Origin of the sequence: Alteromonas sp. K632G (assembly GCF_017653625.1) — a bacterium.
Classification (GTDB): Bacteria; Pseudomonadota; Gammaproteobacteria; order Enterobacterales; family Alteromonadaceae; genus Alteromonas; species Alteromonas naphthalenivorans.
This window is the reverse complement of the sequence record NZ_JAGGDM010000012.1, coordinates 113,395-130,930: the sequence shown is the minus strand read 5'-3', so window position 1 is coordinate 130,930 and position 17,536 is coordinate 113,395. Positions and strand designations below refer to the sequence as shown.

Sequence of the window (17,536 nt, the reverse complement as noted above, 5' to 3'; positions counted from 1 at the left end):
AAAATAATTTACTTTTTTTTAAAATATTTTTTTCAAACACTAAAAAGCCGGCTTGAATGCCGGCTTTCAAAAGTACTTTTTTAGAAATGTCTTCTCTATTACACAGAAACCAGCGGCGCTATATATAACACTTCAGTAGGTGCGCCGGTTTTTGAGCCGCCTGGCGCTTCTAAGCTTACGGCTAGTGCCGCGATGCTACCGTTGAGTAATATGGCATTAGTAGCAAAGTGCTCAAAGCCCGATTCAGGCAACAAGCCCAATGAAATAGGCGCTTCTCCATTTTCAGGTACCATCCATAGCTCGTAGTCTTTATCGGTCGTAGCAGCAAATGCACTGGTCACTTTTACATCCATAGTGGATTCAGAAATCTCTATTACCCATAACGGCGCATTGTCGGCGTTATTAAACACCGCAACATGTGAAATTTCTTCGTCGGCTACTGGCATCATCACGACGAGAAGTACCGCAAATATCATTGCAGCAGCGGTAGACAGAAAGGAGAGATAACGCCATCTAGCCTGCTTTGCTTGTTCAAATTCAACAACGTTCGACACTGGTTTTGTTGAATTGCCATGATCAAGACGATGCTGAATTTGTTCCCACACCGCATGGGGAGGCTTTACAGGGGTTATGCCGTCTGAGAAGCCTACCAAGTATTCTTCCCATTTGGCGGTAGTTTTACCTACGATTTGGTACTGCATCAATAATTTTTGATAGCGCAGACGTGCTTTGCCACGCAAGGTACCCACCACATACTCGGCCGCGAGTGCGTTTAACCGTTCTTCTTTCAAATAATTCATAATGACAAACACCTTTGCAAGCTTTGAAGGCCACGTCTAATCCAGCTTTTGATAGTGCCCAGAGGCGACGACAAATGGTTCACAACTTCTTGATGGGAAAGTCCGTTTACATACGCTAACTGTATTGCTTGGCGTTGGGAGTGGTCCAATTCATCCAAGCATTCCGCTAATTTATCTTGCTCGGTATTCATCCGAACGGGGGTAGAAGACTCATCCAATTGAGGCGCTTCGTTATCTAGTGATACTTCATTTCTCACATTGTGATAGCGCATCAAATCTAATGCACGGTAGCGAGCAATACTGACCATCCAAGTCAGCACAGTACCTTTACCTCTTTGGTAACTGCCTGCGTTATGCCATATTTTGATAAAAGCATCTTGGGTAGCTTCGTCGGCCAGTTCCGGCCGCTTCAAAAGCTTTAACACCACAGCATACAGTTGAGGGCTAGTTAATTTATATAGCTCAGCAAAAGCGGCTTTATTGCCATTCGCTGTTTCACACAGTAGGGGAAACAAGGTTTCATGTTCCATAAAGTATCCTTCTTTACCGAGCCATACATGGCATTTAGAAATTAAATGGCCTTAAGCTTCGGAACTCTGATCAGGGCATAGACACAAGAATTTTTCGATCGATTGTTTGTGTTTACATGTTATTAAACGTTTGCCGTCTGTAATTAGATGCAAAAAGTATAAATATTCTTTGTGCTCTACACCTTACACGCTATTTCTAACCGGTTATAGCTTAGCAATTCACAATACTAAGTATTAAAACTAGCCCTGTTTCCGTATCGGTTATTTATGCCTTGTCAGGGTTGTGGCACACTAGCGCGGTATTGAACTGTATCGGAAGTATTTTGAACAAAAGTCACAACAAAGCGTCACGTGCTGCACGCAATGCAAAAAAAGCGAATAAGCGTGAAAAACTCACCGAAAATGAAGCTGTCGAGTTAACCTCTTCTTCTGAACGTGCAGGGTTTATTCGTCGTTTAGCTGCCATGATTTACGATACATTAGTTGCCGTTGCGGTGGGGATGTGTGCTGCTATGGTGGTAATAGTGACGCTTATTGTGTTGCTTTCAAATGGTATATTGGATTTGCAAGGCTACGAGCAGCCCGCTGAATTAATTCAAGCATCTACTGGGTATAAGTTACTGATTCAAGTATGGGTTGGTTTGTGGGTGGTTGGTTTCTTTTTATGGTTTTGGAAGCGAGGTGGGCAAACCTTGGGAATGCGTGCATGGAGACTTCGTATTTTCAGCACCGTAGATGCACCTATGACATGGCCGCGATTGCTTATTCGTTTGGTGGCCTCACTAGGTGGCTTAGGTACGCTATTGGTGCTGTTTGATTTTAAGCACAAGCAGTCATTGCAAGATAGATTGGCGCAAACCCAAGTGCTCAAATTGACTAAAGAAAGTAACGATCATAAAAGCTGGTAAGCAAAAGCGCTAATACCAATAAGAAAGGGAAGCTAAGCTTCCCTTTTTTGTATCCAGTGTTGAAGCGGCAGAGCCTAGTGCGTCTGAAGATTCAACCAAACGCTTAATTCAAGCGACTCAATAGATGACTCAAAATACGCTACTTTCTCAGCATGATGGCGGCGATGGCCGCGAACAATAAGCTGGGAAGTAAAGCGCCTAAAAACGGTGGAATTTGATATACCAAGCTAAGTGGGCCAAACACTTCATTTAAAATGAAGAAGCCAAAGCCGGTCAGTACGCCCATGATCACCCGGGCACCCATAGTAACACTGCGCAGCGGGCCAAAGATGAACGACAAGGCCATTAATAGCATTACCCCTACCGACACAGGTTGTAATATTTTGCGCCACAGTGCCAATTCGTAGCGTGATGGATCTTGTCCGTTATTGGCTAAGTAGCCCACATAGTCTAGCAAACCAGAAATAGATAGAGCTTCAGGTTTTACGGCAACAATACCCAACTTATCTGGCGTTAATGTCGAGTTCCATTGCATACTTTTTTCGTTATCTAACGTTACCGCGGTTTCACTAAAACGCGTAACGTCCACATCACTTAAACGCCACTCACTGCCATCGAAATTACCCGATTTAGCATAGGTAATACTTTCAAGTGAAAGGTCGTCGTTAAAATCAAAAATATTAATATCTTTTAGTGAATCACGACTTAACACTTCGCCAATACTCACGAAGTGTTCGCCATCTTTAGCCCAAACCAATTGCTCTGAAGAGAATAAGCTTCCGCCTGAAATGGCCTCTGTGCGAATTTCTTTGGCTTTAGATTCACTGAAGGGGGTGACCCATTCACCCACAGCCATGACCAATAGAATCATGATAGTGGCAGACTTCATGGTAGAGACAATTATGTTCCATCTACTCATGCCTGCTGCTTGCATAACAACAAGCTCACTGTTGCTGGCAAGTACACCCATACCGATTAACCCGCCCAGAAGGGTTGCCATGGGGAAAAACTGTTCTAAATCTCTTGGTAAGCTAAGCACAACATAAAGGAACGCCACCATCATGTCGTAGTCGCCTTCACCCACTTTACGCAGTTGCTCTACAAATTTAATCAGTGCGCTTAAGCCAATAAGGACCGATAGAGTAACAGTTACCGTACCTAACAGTGTGCGAGCAATATATAAATCGAGGATTTTAAACATCTACTTTTTCCCCAATATCCAGGCCCTAAATTGGGTGCCTGTTTTTCTGTCTCGCACAATCAAGGCAACACCAATTATCAGCATAATGGTATGCACCCACCACAGCCCAAGTTGAGGGGGGATTTTGCCGTCTTCTAGTACCCGTCTGCTGGCTAATAACAATAAGAAGTAGCCAAGATAGAGCAGTATAGCCGGGAACATTTTTCCAAATCGGCCTTGGCGGGGATCTACCGCGCTCAATGGCACCGCAATAAGTATCAAGAAGGGCAACGAAAGAGGAATAGCGATACGCCATTGCAACTCTGCACGGGCTTCTATTGATTCGTCACCCCATAATTCGGTAGTAGGTAAAACGCTAACCTTGCGTCTTGCTTCCTCTGCAGGCTTATCGGCTATTTGAATTTGGTATTCATCGAATTCTACCTTGCGGTAGCTTTTTTGCGACTGCTGACCTTCGTACTGCACCCCTTGTTTTAACACCAAGTTTCGGGTGCCATCAGGGTTACTGGCTACTTGCCCTGTTTGCGCGTAAACCACTTGAACCTGATTTTCACCATTTTCAGTTTTATTTTGCGATAAAAACACGCGGCGCAATTGGTCGTCCGTATCAATGTCGTGAACAAAAATAACTGCTTTGGCATTACCGGTTTGTTGGAATCGACCAGGAATAATGGCAGAAAGGCCTGCTTCGTTGCGGGCTTTTTCCCTAAGTTGGTATTCATTTTCAGCCGCCATAGGAGCAAAATAGAGGGTAATCGCCCCCGTAACTATCATAATGAGTACAGATAAGAACAACATCACGCGGGTGATGTACCACTCACTGATACCGCATGCACGCATGACAGTCATTTCACTGTCTACATACAGTCGCCCATGGGCCAGCATAATGCCTAAATAAGCACTTATAGGCAGCACGAGTGATGCGAGAATAGGGGCGTATAGCCCAAGAAAGCCAAGTACTAGTCCTGCTGGTATATCGCCGTCTGAGGCATCACCGAGTACACGTACAAATCTAAGGGTGACAAATATCGCCATTAGAATGAAAAATATGGCTAACTGAGACTTAAGGGTTTCCTTAAGCAAATAGCGGAATATCAACATCTCAGTCCTACCGGAAACTTTGGAATTTTAGTGAAAGAAACCACAATTTTGAGTAAACTTACCGTTTTTACAAGTTTTGCCTGCAATCATAAAATTAATTGCATGGTGTGGCGAAGCAAAATTGACATAATTTACGTCAACATTGCGTCATTCGCAGCTAGCATGCAAGTATGGCTGCGTATTAAAACATAAAGCAGCGCGAAACGTTATGTGAATTTAGTCAGCATGCAAATCTTAAACGACGAAAAACGAGGTGATATCGTGGAGTTTAGTGTAAAAAGTGGCAGTCCGGAAAAACAACGCAGTGCCTGTATTGTTGTCGGGGTCTTCGAGCCGCGCCGCCTTACCGCGGTGGCTGAACAACTAGACGAAATCAGTGAAGGCTATATTAGCAACTTATTACGCCGCGGCGACCTAGAAGGTAAAGCCGGGCAAATGCTATTACTGCACCATGTACCGAATGTACTGAGTGAGCGCGTATTACTAGTCGGTTGCGGAAAAGAGCGCGAACTTGATGAGCGCCAATACAAGCAAATTATTGCCAAAACCATTACTACCCTAAACGAAACGGGCTCGATGGAAGCGGTGTGTTTCTTAACGGAATTACACGTTAAAGGTCGCGACACTTATTGGAAAGTGCGTCAAGCCGTAGAAGCTACCGAAGATTCTTTGTATACCTTCTTGCAACTTAAAACCAAGAAAGGTGAGCCACGTCGTCCGTTGCGTAAAATCGTATTTAACGTACCTACACGTCGCGAACTCACCGTGGGTGAGCGTGCAGTAGAGCATGGGCTAGCCATTTCTCGCGGCGCCAAAGTTACCAAAGATGTGGCTAACATGCCGCCAAACATTTGTAACCCTGCTTACCTGTGGGAGCAAGCCCAGTCTTTAGCCAGCCAGTACGACAGCGTGAGCGCTGAAGTAGTAGATGAAACCCAAATGGCTGAACTGGGTATGCAAGCCTATTTAGCTGTGGGCCGTGGTTCTGCAAACGAAAGCATGATGAGTATTATGCACCACCGTGGTGGTCCTGCCGATCAAGCACCTATTGTGCTGGTGGGTAAAGGGCTTACCTTCGACTCAGGCGGTATTTCAATTAAGCCTGGCGAAGCCATGGATGAGATGAAATACGACATGGGCGGTGCAGCTGGTGTGCTAGGTACTATGCACACCATTGCAGCGCTAAACCTGCCTATAAACATTATTGGTGTGCTAGCTGGCTGTGAAAACATGCCAGATGGTACGGCTTATCGCCCAGGCGATATCTTAACCACCATGTCAGGGCAAACGGTTGAAGTATTAAATACGGATGCAGAAGGACGCTTGGTACTGTGTGATGCGTTAACCTACGTGGAGCGCTACGAGCCTGAGCTGGTGATTGATGTGGCTACTTTAACCGGTGCCGTCATTATTGCGCTTGGCCACCATGCAACCGGTGTAATGAGCACACATAACCCGCTTGCCCATGAACTGCTCAATGCGTCTGAGCAAAGTTCAGATCGCGCATGGCGTTTGCCAGTGTGGGATGATTACCAAGAGCAGCTTGAAAGCCCGTTTGCTGATATGACTAACTTAGGTGGTCGTCCGGCAGGCAGTATAACGGCAGCGTGTTTCTTGTCTCGTTTCACCAAGAAATATAATTGGGCGCACTTAGATATTGCCGGTACTGCATGGCGCAGTGGCAAGAACAAAGGTGCAACAGGGCGACCTGTTCCGATGTTATCGCAGTTCTTAATGAACCGCGCTGGCACTAAGTTAGAGGACTAACGCACGATGCCTCAAGTCGTGTTTTATCAACTGAGCGCAGGCGACACCAGTGTGGCGTCTCGTGCGAGCGAACTTATTGCAGATGCTTTTGCCAACAAGCAAAAGATAAGCGTGTTATGCGATACGCAAAAGCAAGCCGAAGAAGTTGATGAATTTTTATGGCAATTGCCAGCCAATCGCTTTGTTCCCCACAACCTATATGGTGAAGGGCCACAAAGCGGCACACCGGTGGAAATTTGTTGGCAACCCGAGCAGGTTGCCCGCCGTCAAATGGTGGTTAATGTTGGTTCGGGCATGGTGCCTTCGCCAAATCAACATCGCCAAATTATCGATTTTGTTCCCGTAGATGACGAAGCCAAACAGGCTGCGCGGGTGCGATATAAGAACTACCAGCAAGCCGGATGTAATATGCAGTTTAAGAAAACTGCGTAGTGATCACATCAAAATCGGGCTTCACAACGAGAGTAAGTAATGGATAAAACCTTCGAACCACAGTCCATTGAGCAGCAATGCTATGAAAAATGGGAAAATTCGGGCCTTTTTAAAGCATCGGGCAGCGGCGATCCGTATTGTATTTTGCTTCCACCGCCAAATGTTACCGGTAGCCTTCACATGGGCCACGGTTTTCAACAAACTATAATGGATGCCTTAACCCGCTATCGCCGTATGAAGGGTGACAACACCTTATGGCAAGTGGGCACCGACCACGCGGGTATCGCTACCCAGATGGTGGTAGAACGCCAATTAAATGCAGAAGGCAAGACTCGTCATGACTTAGGTCGTGAAGACTTCATCAAAAAAGTCTGGGAATGGAAAGAGCACAGTGGCGGCACTATTACTGGGCAAATGCGCCGTTTAGGCACATCACCTGATTGGTCTCGTGAAGTGTTCACCATGGACGACAAGTTGTCTGATGCGGTAACTGAAACCTTTGTGAAGCTTCATGAAGAAGGCTTAATTTATCGCGGTAAGCGTTTGGTTAACTGGGATCCTGTACTGCACACCGCAGTGTCGGATTTAGAAGTCCTAAACGAAGAAGAAGATGGCCACATGTGGCACATGCGCTACCCACTTGCTGATGGCAGTGGTGAACTAGTGGTAGCGACTACCCGCCCAGAAACCATGTTAGGTGATACCGCTGTTGCAGTACATCCTGATGACGAACGATATCAAGCTTACATTGGTAAAGACATTAAACTGCCTATTACTGGCCGTTTAATTCCGGTTATTGCCGATGATTATGTTGATCAAGAATTCGGTACAGGCTGCGTTAAAATTACGCCGGCTCACGATTTTAACGATTACGACATGGGTAAGCGTCATAGCCTACCGATGATCAATATATTAACTGACGATGCGAAAATTAATGATGAGTCGCCAGAGGCTTATCGCGGCTTAGACCGTTTCGACGCACGTAAGCAAATTGTGGCCGACTTAGACGCCCAAGGCGCACTCGTTAAAATTGAACCGCATAAGCTTAAAGTCCCTCGCGGCGACAGAACCGGCGCGGTCATTGAACCTTACCTTACCGACCAATGGTATGTTGCGGTTGAATCACTTGCCAAGCCTGCTATTGAAGCGGTTGAAAGCGGTGAGATTCGTTTTGTACCAGAAAACTGGAACAAAACCTACTACCAGTGGATGCACAACATTCAAGATTGGTGTATTTCACGTCAGTTGTGGTGGGGACACCGTATTCCTGCATGGTATGACGACAACGGCAACATTTACGTGGGTCGTACTGAAGCAGAAGTGCGTGCTAAAAACAGCTTGAGCGACGACATTGCCCTTCGCCAAGATGACGACGTACTTGATACCTGGTTCTCCTCTGCACTATGGCCGTTCGCGACCATGGGCTGGCCTGAAAAAACGCCTGAACTAGAAACCTTCTTGCCTTCATCGGTATTGGTAACTGGCTTCGATATCATTTTCTTTTGGGTGGCTAGAATGATCATGATGACGAAGAAGTTTACCGGCCAAATCCCGTTTAAGGATATTTATATTACCGGTCTTATCCGCGATGAGAACGGCGATAAAATGTCAAAATCGAAAGGGAACGTACTTGACCCTATCGACCTTATTGACGGTATTGACCTAGAAACGCTAGTGAAAAAGCGTACTTCAGGCATGATGCAGCCAAAACTAGCTGAAAAGATTGAGAAGCGTACGCGTAAGCAATTCCCAGATGGTATTCATGCTTACGGTACAGATGCACTTCGTTTTACCTTTGCTGCAATGGCATCAACCAGTCGTGATATCAACTTTGATATGGCGCGGGTTGAAGGCTACCGTAACTTCTGTAACAAGATTTGGAATGCATCGCGCTTCGTGCTGATGAATACTGAAGAACACGATACAGGCCGTGATGGCGGCGAAATGGTATTAAGCATTGCCGATCGCTGGATTTGGGCTAAGTTCCAACAAACCCTTGTTGAGTTTGAAAAAGCATTAGAAGACTACCGTTTCGACATTGCTGCGCATATTGTGTATGAGTTTACCTGGAACCAATTCTGCGATTGGTACTTAGAACTTACTAAGCCAGTACTTAGCAACGAAGCCAGCAGTGAAGCTGAAAAGCGTGGTACACGCCATACGTTAATTAACGTACTGGAAAACTTGCTACGTTTGTTGCACCCGTTAATGCCATTTATTACCGATACTATTTGGCAGCGAGTTGTGCCATTAAGCGCGCTTCAGGTTGAAGAGAATGCCAGCATTATGGTGCAAGCATTCCCAGTACAAGATGCCGCTAAACAAGATGAGCAAGTACTTGCCGATATTGAGTGGGTGAAGAAGTTCATCGTAGGTATTCGTAATATTCGCGGCGAAATGGATATTTCTCCAAACAAACCGCTTAATGCTTTACTCAAAAACGTAAGTGCTGAAGATAGCCGCCGTTTAGAGGCCGCTAAAGCCTTCTTAGATAAGTTATCTAAGCTTGAAACAGTAACCATCCTTAAAGACGGTGAAGAAGCACCAGCGAGCGCTACGGCACTGGTAGGTGAAATGGAAATTCTTATTCCAATGGCGGGTCTTATCGATAAAGATGCTGAGCTTGCTCGTATCACGAAAGCCATGGATAAAGTGGACAAAGACGTTTCACGTACACGCGGAAAGCTGGGTAACGAGAAGTTTGTAAGTAACGCCCCAGACGCCGTGATTGAGAAAGAGCGCGGTAAGCTGGAAGAAGGTGAGAAACAACTCGAAAAGCTAAAAGCGCAATACGAGACTATTGCTGCTTTATAACTCAGAGCTAACACGCTAACTGATAAAGGGTTGTCGAGAGATAACCCTTTTTGTTTGGCCGTTATTCACTAAACGGTGCAAAGAGTAAGAACCTCTGCGTGTTTAATGTTTCATGTGCCGCTTCAACATATCAACCAAAGCTTTGCGTTTAATTGGCTTAGTAAGATAGTCGTTCATACCTACATCGATAGCGCTTTGTCTGTCTTCTTTCATCGCATTCGCTGAGAGCCCGATAATGGGAAGGGTAGTAAAGCCCGCATTTCTTAAGACTTTTGTTGCCTCATAGCCATCCATTACGGGCATTTGGACATCCATTAACACTAAATCATAATGAGGCGCGTTTTCTATTTTACGCACCGCTTGATTGCCATCTTCCGCTATATCAAACGTAATCCCTAGGGTTTTAAGCATTTCACCGGTAACAATCTGATTTATATTATTATCTTCAACCAACAAGATATGTCCTTCTAAGTTTATATCTTCAATGATATCCACATTTTTGGTCATGGTTTTTCGTGTTTCATTACTTACTACCATAGACATGAAGTGCTCAAATTGTGCAGGCGTAAAGGGGTGCATAATAAGCGGGCCTTTCCACAGGCTATTGTACTTATCTTGCAGCGCACTCCCCACGGTATCCATAATCAAGCCCACATGGGTTCCTTGCTCTGCCAATTCGTGTAACCAGCGGATATTTTCTTTAAACACACTAAAGCTAGGAATATCAACAATAAGGTGTTTGGGCAGAGAATCGAGGGATTGGGCGGCGGTAATGTCCATGATATTGGCTTGGCTAATTTGTATTATCGACTGATAGATATCTGGTAGCAGAGGCGAAGAAGTTAAGTACATACTGGACGTGGGCAACTGAGGCGTAAGGTCAAAAATACCAGGCTGATTTTTAAATACACGAAGAGGCAAGGATATTGTAAAGGTACTGCCTTTTCCTTCCACAGAAGTGGCGGATAGAGAGCCACCCATCAAGTCGGTGAGTTGCTTTACAATGGTTAAACCCAGGCCGGTTCCACCATATTTGCGATTGGTCGCGTCATCGGCCTGAGTAAAGGGGTTAAAAATACGGGCAAGCTGTCGCTCACTCATACCAATACCCGAATCTTCAATGATCATTGTTAGGGAGAGTAAATTACCTTTATCGTTAATTTTGCCATCAAACCGAATGCAGATTTGCCCTTGTTCGGTAAATTTCACCGCATTGCTTCCAACATTCATGATGATTTGCGCAATACGTAGCGGATCGCCAATAACTTGGGGGGGAATGGAAGGTGACACAATGAAGCGTACGGCTAAGTTCTTTTCTTTGGCTTTAAGGGCAATAACCGCAATGAGGTTATCGAATAGCGAGTGAAGGGAAAAGCTCACTTCTTCAATTTTAAGTTTGCCGGCTTCAATTTTAGAGAAATCAAGAATATCATTTATGACACTCATTAAAATCTGACTTGAATAGGCCGCTTTATCAAGATAACCACTTACGATATCAGGCACTGGGTGTTGCTGTGCGAGTTCAATTAAACCAATAATACCATTCATGGGCGTGCGAATTTCATGGCTCATATTGGCTAAGAAAATACTCTTTGAGGCGGTTGCCCGCTCTGCTTTTATCTTACTTTCAGTCAGTTCTGAGTTTAAAGATTCCAACCTGCCATTTAGTTCACGGGCTTCCGATAGCAAGCTTTCCGTTTGCTTGTTTTTGTCACTAAATACATGAGCGGCGCGAGCAAGATTACCAATTTCGTCGTTACGGCTATTGCCTGGAATACTCGAAATATTCTGGCCTTCAGAAAGCCGATTGAAAACTTCGGTGATGGTGCGAATAGGGCCTAAGATACGGTAGGCGGTAAATATGGCTGCGGTAAGGGCAAGTAGAATGGAAACCAGAGAAAATATCTCACCATTACGTCGTGTTTCTTGCGCGACCAAATAGGTGTTATGAGCAATAGATTCGGTTTTCGACGTTACTTGGTTGGCAAGTTCGCCGCTTAAATATAAAAACTCATTCGCTGAACCGGCCATAACCACATTAACCAAAAACAAATTCCCTTGGGTAATTTGTGTTAGCTTAAATAGGTCAGCTTCGGCCTTTTCAAGTAACTCATTCACTTGGCTATGAAGTGTCTGATTGTTCATGGTAATCGCTTTAACTGCAGTAATTGCTTCATTGAATTGAGTGATTAACGCCATATCAGGCTTCATCAAATAGCGAAGGATTGCATTTTCCGCTTTAGCAATGTGGAAGTTAAGTTTATCAATGGTACTTTGAGGAAGCGCGAAGTCTTCATTGGCAGTGTCAAATAGCCGCTTAATCGCCAGTAAATCTGACAATGATCCATCAATGATTAAGTCGTCTTTTCTAGAGCGTGCATCAATAACTTGGCGAAAATTTTCTTGGTAGGCACTAAGGTGCTTATGCATACGAGACAGCACATAGGTATCGTCAATTTCACCGTTTTGAGTAACAGGATCGGCGAGCTCATCTAGCCTTTTATTGATAGAGAGCATCAACCTTTCAAAACGTGTTACCGCAGATTGGCTCGCATTTTCTTTGTAGATGAGCACATTCCGCTGTAGGTCGATAACATCTCTTTCGAGTTCTTTTACTATTCCCACATCAACCACAGCACGACTCGATGCCGCCATGCCGCTGCTTAATACAGATTGGTTTTCTCTAGCAATATACCCTTGTACTAAGAGCAGGGCGACTAAAGCAATTAATACGAGAATAAGTTGCGTTCGAATCGATGACAGCATAGCTATTATTGTGCCTTTGACTTAACCAATTGGGTTAAGACGTAATAAATTCATACCATTTTTGGAGGCTATATTCGTAGGTTGGCATGACAGTATTCCATACTGCGATGTTACTAAACCTATCTTCATAGCTTCCACCTGAGCGCTGTTCACCTTTTTGAACACTAACCTTACCTGCCGGGCCTTTTAGATTTTCGCTTGCAGGTAACCCTTTGTACCAATAATCCCACTCGGCTTGAGACAAATACTTTGCAGAGCGCTCTGGGTTAGAGATGTAATAGCCCTGACGAGCAATAAATGCCCCGGGCCAGCCTGACAGCCACCAATTCATATATTCATAAGCCACATCTTTACTTCTTCCTTGTGAAGCTGACGATAAACACATTACACCATGCCAACCTCGGTAACCTTCCTTCGGCGCAGCAAATTTAACGGGAATGTTTTGGCTGTTTAACGCCGATACCGCAGGAGAGAACATGCTCTCTATAGAGACGCGTTGGCTTTTCATAAATTGCACAGATTCAGGCACTGATGTCCAAAAGCCACTGAAGTGATTTAACTGGGATAACTCAATAAGAATACTGAATAAGTTATCCAGCTCTTGTGTGGTCATTGCCCCTATATCTTCAAATGTAATGTAGCCCTTTGCTTGTGCCGCTAGGGCTAAATCGAAAAGTCCAATGGTGGGATCATTTACAATCCCCACTTTGCCAGACAACCGACTATCGAGTAGCCATCCCCAGCTTTCTTCTTGGTTTTTGAGTTGTTCAGGAAATTGAGACGTATTGTAGCCAAATGAGTCTACGTTGTGCACATAGGGAAGAAAGCTAATGGTGTCTGTATGTTTAACCCCTAAACGGCCATCAGCTTGTACATTTATAATCTTATGGGGGGCATCACCAGCGCCTAAGCGAGCGGCTTCAGTTACTTTCCCTGTTTTGGTTAAATCGTTTATTTCATCCCAATAGGTAAGCTTTTTCTTTTCGATAGGCTGAATAGCTTTCGAGCGCCACAAAACATTAATACTGTTTGACCACTGTTCATACAAATCAAAAGCACCAGGATTCATTGACGCTCTTTGCAGTACGGTTGCACTTCCACCAGGCTGAAATTGGATATTAATGCCTAAATCAGCCATTGCGTGTTGACGAATTTCTTCTTGTAGCGTGACATGGGTACCCATGACCCTTAACGTTGGTGTTGGCTTACCTATTGCAAAAGGCGCTACTCCGGCAGTGACGCCAGCGGTTACTCCCAGCGCAGCGGCTCTTTTAATAAAACTACGCCGAGGGCGAGAAGATAAACGTTGGCTGGGTGGCATTAGAACGATTCCAGTTGTTCTTTATAGTATTTTTATTCTGGCATCGATTTTAGATATTTACCAAGTTATTTGCCAATACGAGCGAAGCTTTAGACAAAAGAACGATAAAAATTAACGGATTCTGAGCGTTTAGGTTATGCCACTAACTGACTGAATTGAATTCCGTTTTATATTGCCTTACTAAGCTAACCTGATTTCTTCCTTCCCGTTTAGCGCAGTACAGCGCCTCATCAGCCTTGCTTATCATCTCTTTTAATTCAGTGGGGTTTACCTCGGTGACATAATAAGCACCAATACTGATAGTTACGTCATAACCCTTAAGTGCAGGAAGTGAGCTTGAAATTACCTCAATCCGTTTTCTGAGTCGCTCGAGAATGTCTTTCGGATCATGGGAGCCTGGTAATACCATACAAAAAGCAAACTCTTCTCCGCCTACTCTTCCTATACCATCTTCTTGGCGGAAAAATTGTTTCATCGACTTCGCAACAGCGACTAATACATCATCACCAAACGCATGCCCGAAGGTATCATTGAGCTTTTTGAAATGGTCAACATCGGCAATGCCGATTAATAGAGAATAGCCGTGACGGTGAGCAAAATGCGTAGATTTATCTAATGCTTCTTCGAAGGCGCGCCTATTTGGAATGTCTGTGAGCGGGTCGAAATAGGCCAGTTTTTCAAGCTTCACATTAACGTTCCGAAGCTCTCTGGTACGTTGATTTACCAAGTCTTCTAAATTTTCACGAATACTCTTTAGCTCAAAATTACGATTATTCAGTTGCTCGGCGTGGAACTTAACGGCACTTACGTCTCGCTCGACCGAAGCGAAGTGGGTGACCTCATCCAGCTGATTTTTCAGTGGGAAGATACTCATTTCAACCCAATAGGGGGTACCTGTTTTAGTATAATTAAGCAGTGTTTCCGTTATTGGCTTGTTCTCAGCAAGCGCACAGTGGATACGAGAGGTGGATTCTTTGTCTGTAAGCGTACCTTGAAAAATTCGTGGCGTTTCACCAATTAACTCTTCTCTAGAATATCCCGTAAGCTTACAAATGGCATCGTTCACGTAAATGATTTTTGGTGATAAAGGCCCCTCGATTGATTTCGCCTCGGTAACAATAATCATATCTTGTGCGCTTTGCACAATATCGAGGAATGAAAACGCTGCAATTTTTTCGGTGATTTCGGTAAAGTAAACCACCATAAAACCTGCACCCTCAGACTTTTCCGGATAAGCACTGACACTTAACCAACAGATCTCCCCGCTGTCCTCATTGACTAAGCCAATAATTTCATCAGTAATCGAAACATTTAGCGATGTCACTTTGTTTACCGGATATTCGTCGGGATGCAGGCGGCGATTTTGCCTGTCTACCAACTCCCATCCATCTTCTACCAGATGTCGGTTTTGTAAACGTTCAAGTGACGTTTTAAAAAGTTTCATAGCAGCAGGGTTCACGTAAACAATCTGCGAATCCCAAGAATGTATCACTACGCCAATATGCGCATGTTCCAAAAGGTTGATCAGGTTTACATTTTCAATTTTCATCGCACGTATACCATCTAGACTTAACATATCGATGTGGCTGCCAATCGGTAGCCACTTTCGTAAGTCATTATGCGGTCAAATCATATTGCATAATGCTTATTTTTTGTTCTACTACTTTAGTGTAGTGATAAAAGAATAAAACGCCGCGTTCAATGAAAGTCTTTTTAGTGAACTGTAAAGTGTTAGTGTCGAACTACTCTGCGCGCCACTAGAGTAAGGGCGATGAATAGTAAACCGAAGATAGTCGTACTGCCGCCGTGTTCCTCAACCACTATGACCGTGTCTTCGTAGATATACTCATGGTTATCACTTTCTAAACTTAGGTAAGCAAGGTCGGCATCACAATAGCCGTCAGAATAAGCGACCAGTTGCTCGGAATAGGCATCATATAGCTCGATGAGCACATCATAGTCTGCAGCGGGAAAGCCTGAAAGCAGACGACTTTCTACCACAAATGAATCTGAGGAATCTTCACCATACAGTACAAATTCAGAGGTAACATGAATGGCTTCATAGCGATCGTTTCTACCTAAGTAAATAACCCCATAGACAAGGGCACTGTCGTAAACGGTATCTGCATCAAACTCAACGGTAAATTCGGAATAATATCCGTCATAATCGATATCAGTGTCTAAAGATACCCAACTGTCATAAATCCAGTAATCAGGCAATAGTGTGGTTGATTGTGCTTCGGCATAGGATTTACTCGTGCCGCTAAAAAGGCTTTCACGTTTCGCTTTTTTCTCAGCCAGTGAAGATGATTCCAATACGCTAGTTTGGGTCTCATTACCGTTTTCAGTATCGTTAATAGCACTGGTAAAGGCATTCTTGGTAGTCGCGTTTATTGCAGCCTGCGTGGACGTTTCAGTAGGGGAGTAAACGGCGCCGTAGCGATATTCTGTTGATTCAACAGAAACTGTGTCACTTGATAGCGCTTGTTCGGCGTATGAAGTATTGATAAACGAGCAGGGTAATAGTGCTAATAAACAGAACTTAGCAAGAGGTTGAATGGGTGATTTCATTGTTAACATCCTTTCTAATCAAAATAACAGGTGCCATTGTTGATTAGATAAGATGAACAAAAACTGAAGCCACCCTTAATGTAGTATTGAGTAAAGAGATTAGTCTGTCAGAATCAATCTTCTAGGTAGTCGTCTTCGTACTCATCTTCATCATCGCCGCGGGGCATGAAATACGTACCCCAGCCGTCGTATTGAACGTCTTGTTTGTCAGCAATTTTAAGTAGGGTATCGGAATCAGCATTGAGTTTTGCAAGGTCTAACGCTCGTTCAATGATAGCATCGAAACAAAAAATTGTGCCACCATCATCAAGCATTAACTCTTCTGCGTCAGTCACTTCAAAACCCGCTTTGAACGTATCAACCGCCGCTTTTTCTAGCTTGTCGAAGTCGTTACTCGCAAAGTGATGCTCAATGGTGTATTCAGCATCGGCCTGGCTACCGTCTTCTAGTAGCGCTTCTATGGTCTCCTCATTAAAGGAATACCATTCTTCTCGTTCATCAAACTGACTCATAAAGCAAAACCTCAATCATTTTTCGCAAGTTTACCTGCTTTTTTCCATTTCAGCGACTTCAGCATCCAACTGGGCCATTTTGTTTTTCATCTGGTCGTTGAAATACTGCATCCATGCTTTAATTGGTTTTTCGTCGGTGAGGGCTTCAGGCGCACTAATATCGATAAGTACTACGCCATTGTCCCACCGATTCCACTTTACTTTATTGTGTAGATTACTCGCAGTAACCATGACGATGGGTTCCTTGGTGGTTTTCGCCAGCCTGAAAGCACCTTGTTTAAAAGGCAATAAACCGCGTCCATAGCTTCGCGTTCCTTCAGGGAAGAACCATACAGAGGTACGCTTCTTAGCAATACGGTTGGCTGCAATATCTAATGTGTTACGGGCTTTGCCTGAATTTTTCCGGTCGATGAGAATATTGCCTGACAGCCAATAAATTTGACCGAAAATTGGGATCCACTTTAGGCTTTTCTTACCAATAGTGACAACGCCGGGTAATGCGGCTTTACAAATAGTCATTACGTCGTAGCTATTTTGATGATTCGCAATAAATACGTAGGGCTCTTTTATGTCTACCGCTGAATCTTTTCGCACAATCACCTTTAAACCCATTACGTAAGACATTAACGAATAAAGTTTACCCGCCGTATGTACGTTATCTTTGTGAAAAGGACGAAAAATGCATACCGCCAAAAGGGCTATATTGACGAGTAAAAAGGTGAGTAACAGCGCGGGAACGCGTAGTAAAGCTATCAAAGTGACTCCTGAATATAAATGACGCGCGAAGTATAAAGTAAGTTTCAGCGTACACTT

15 protein-coding genes are annotated in these 17,536 nt (G+C 44.2%); 5 read left to right on the top strand and 10 right to left on the bottom strand.

Going from position 1 to position 17,536, the window contains the following annotated elements:
- Positions 1-98: 98 nt before the first annotated feature.
- Together J5X92_RS13100 and J5X92_RS13095 are read right to left on the bottom strand one after the other, a co-directional pair.
- On the bottom strand, positions 99-800 hold the full coding sequence (locus J5X92_RS13100; protein ID WP_208805907.1) for an anti-sigma factor: 702 nt from the start codon (positions 798-800) through the stop codon (positions 99-101).
- Positions 797-1,330, bottom strand: a complete 534-nt coding sequence (locus J5X92_RS13095) for a sigma-70 family RNA polymerase sigma factor (protein WP_013782774.1) — start codon at positions 1,328-1,330, stop codon at positions 797-799. Before J5X92_RS13095 ends, J5X92_RS13100 begins: the two co-directional genes overlap by 4 nt.
- 446 nt (positions 1,331-1,776) lie before the next feature.
- Here J5X92_RS13095 and J5X92_RS13090 point away from each other — a divergent pair, with 446 nt between their 5' ends.
- The gene (locus J5X92_RS13090) at positions 1,777-2,238 is read left to right on the top strand and encodes an RDD family protein (protein WP_260563518.1); all 462 of its coding nucleotides are present in this window, start codon (positions 1,777-1,779) and stop codon (positions 2,236-2,238) included.
- 139 nt (positions 2,239-2,377) lie between these two features.
- On the opposite strand, the gene lptG is transcribed toward J5X92_RS13090, so the two are convergent.
- Entirely contained in the window at positions 2,378-3,439 is a 1,062-nt protein-coding gene (gene lptG, locus J5X92_RS13085; RefSeq protein ID WP_013782776.1) for an LPS export ABC transporter permease LptG, read from the bottom strand.
- Positions 3,440-4,540 carry an LPS export ABC transporter permease LptF gene (gene lptF / locus J5X92_RS13080; protein ID WP_013782777.1) on the bottom strand — a complete coding sequence of 367 codons (1,101 nt, stop codon included), beginning with the start codon at positions 4,538-4,540 and terminating at the stop codon, positions 3,440-3,442. It lies immediately after the preceding gene.
- A gap of 261 nt (positions 4,541-4,801) precedes the next feature.
- On the opposite strand from lptF, the gene pepA reads away from it, so the two are divergent.
- From pepA to J5X92_RS13065, 3 genes are read left to right on the top strand one after another with little or no spacing between them, the layout of a single operon-like run.
- Positions 4,802-6,307, top strand: coding sequence for a leucyl aminopeptidase (pepA, locus tag J5X92_RS13075; protein ID WP_013782779.1), 1,506 nt, complete (start codon positions 4,802-4,804; stop codon positions 6,305-6,307).
- A gap of 6 nt (positions 6,308-6,313) precedes the next feature.
- Complete coding sequence (locus tag J5X92_RS13070; RefSeq protein ID WP_013782780.1) at positions 6,314-6,739, top strand: DNA polymerase III subunit chi; 426 nt, start codon at positions 6,314-6,316, stop codon at positions 6,737-6,739.
- Between the two features lie 39 nt (positions 6,740-6,778).
- On the top strand, positions 6,779-9,553 hold the full coding sequence (locus tag J5X92_RS13065; RefSeq protein ID WP_126873100.1) for a valine--tRNA ligase: 2,775 nt from the start codon (positions 6,779-6,781) through the stop codon (positions 9,551-9,553).
- Positions 9,554-9,655: 102 nt separating this feature from the next.
- Here the strand turns inward: J5X92_RS13065 and J5X92_RS13060 are convergent, their stop codons facing one another.
- Positions 9,656-12,319 carry an ATP-binding protein gene (locus J5X92_RS13060; protein ID WP_208805906.1) on the bottom strand — a complete coding sequence of 888 codons (2,664 nt, stop codon included), beginning with the start codon at positions 12,317-12,319 and terminating at the stop codon, positions 9,656-9,658.
- Between the two features lie 34 nt (positions 12,320-12,353).
- Positions 12,354-13,577 carry an extracellular solute-binding protein gene (locus J5X92_RS13055; RefSeq protein ID WP_244360771.1) on the bottom strand — a complete coding sequence of 408 codons (1,224 nt, stop codon included), beginning with the start codon at positions 13,575-13,577 and terminating at the stop codon, positions 12,354-12,356.
- Here J5X92_RS13055 and J5X92_RS21090 point away from each other — a divergent pair.
- On the top strand, positions 13,501-13,755 hold the full coding sequence (locus tag J5X92_RS21090) for a hypothetical protein (protein WP_244360775.1): 255 nt from the start codon (positions 13,501-13,503) through the stop codon (positions 13,753-13,755). The genes J5X92_RS13055 and J5X92_RS21090 overlap by 77 nt on opposite strands.
- A 27-nt stretch (positions 13,756-13,782) precedes the next feature.
- Here J5X92_RS21090 and J5X92_RS13050 read toward each other — a convergent pair whose 3' ends face one another.
- The 4 genes from J5X92_RS13050 to J5X92_RS13035 all read right to left on the bottom strand — a co-directional run bounded on the left by J5X92_RS13050 (position 13,783) and on the right by J5X92_RS13035 (position 17,479).
- Positions 13,783-15,189, bottom strand: coding sequence for a sensor domain-containing diguanylate cyclase (locus tag J5X92_RS13050; protein ID WP_208805904.1), 1,407 nt, complete (start codon positions 15,187-15,189; stop codon positions 13,783-13,785).
- 182 nt (positions 15,190-15,371) lie between these two features.
- On the bottom strand, positions 15,372-16,211 hold the full coding sequence (locus tag J5X92_RS13045) for a choice-of-anchor H family protein (RefSeq protein ID WP_013782786.1): 840 nt from the start codon (positions 16,209-16,211) through the stop codon (positions 15,372-15,374).
- Between the two features lie 113 nt (positions 16,212-16,324).
- On the bottom strand, positions 16,325-16,723 hold the full coding sequence (gene rraB / locus J5X92_RS13040) for a ribonuclease E inhibitor RraB (RefSeq protein WP_013782787.1): 399 nt from the start codon (positions 16,721-16,723) through the stop codon (positions 16,325-16,327).
- A gap of 30 nt (positions 16,724-16,753) precedes the next feature.
- Positions 16,754-17,479 carry a 1-acylglycerol-3-phosphate O-acyltransferase gene (locus tag J5X92_RS13035; protein WP_208805903.1) on the bottom strand — a complete coding sequence of 242 codons (726 nt, stop codon included), beginning with the start codon at positions 17,477-17,479 and terminating at the stop codon, positions 16,754-16,756.
- Positions 17,480-17,536 lie beyond the last annotated feature (57 nt).

Bases quoted from the DNA above. Each gene is read 5' to 3' on its own strand.
- J5X92_RS13100 (WP_208805907.1), bottom strand. From the start codon at position 800: ATGAATTATTTGAAAGAAGAACGGTTAAACGCACTCGCGGCCGAGTAT.
- J5X92_RS13095 (WP_013782774.1), bottom strand. From the start codon at position 1,330: ATGGAACATGAAACCTTGTTTCCCCTACTGTGTGAAACAGCGAATGGC.
- lptG (WP_013782776.1), bottom strand. From the start codon at position 3,439: ATGTTTAAAATCCTCGATTTATATATTGCTCGCACACTGTTAGGTACG.
- lptF (WP_013782777.1), bottom strand. From the start codon at position 4,540: ATGTTGATATTCCGCTATTTGCTTAAGGAAACCCTTAAGTCTCAGTTA.
- J5X92_RS13070 (WP_013782780.1), top strand. From the start codon at position 6,314: ATGCCTCAAGTCGTGTTTTATCAACTGAGCGCAGGCGACACCAGTGTG.
- J5X92_RS13065 (WP_126873100.1), top strand. From the start codon at position 6,779: ATGGATAAAACCTTCGAACCACAGTCCATTGAGCAGCAATGCTATGAA.
- J5X92_RS13060 (WP_208805906.1), bottom strand. From the start codon at position 12,319: ATGCTGTCATCGATTCGAACGCAACTTATTCTCGTATTAATTGCTTTA.
- J5X92_RS21090 (WP_244360775.1), top strand. From the start codon at position 13,501: ATGACCCTTAACGTTGGTGTTGGCTTACCTATTGCAAAAGGCGCTACT.
- J5X92_RS13050 (WP_208805904.1), bottom strand. From the start codon at position 15,189: ATGAAAATTGAAAATGTAAACCTGATCAACCTTTTGGAACATGCGCAT.
- J5X92_RS13045 (WP_013782786.1), bottom strand. From the start codon at position 16,211: ATGAAATCACCCATTCAACCTCTTGCTAAGTTCTGTTTATTAGCACTA.
- rraB (WP_013782787.1), bottom strand. From the start codon at position 16,723: ATGAGTCAGTTTGATGAACGAGAAGAATGGTATTCCTTTAATGAGGAG.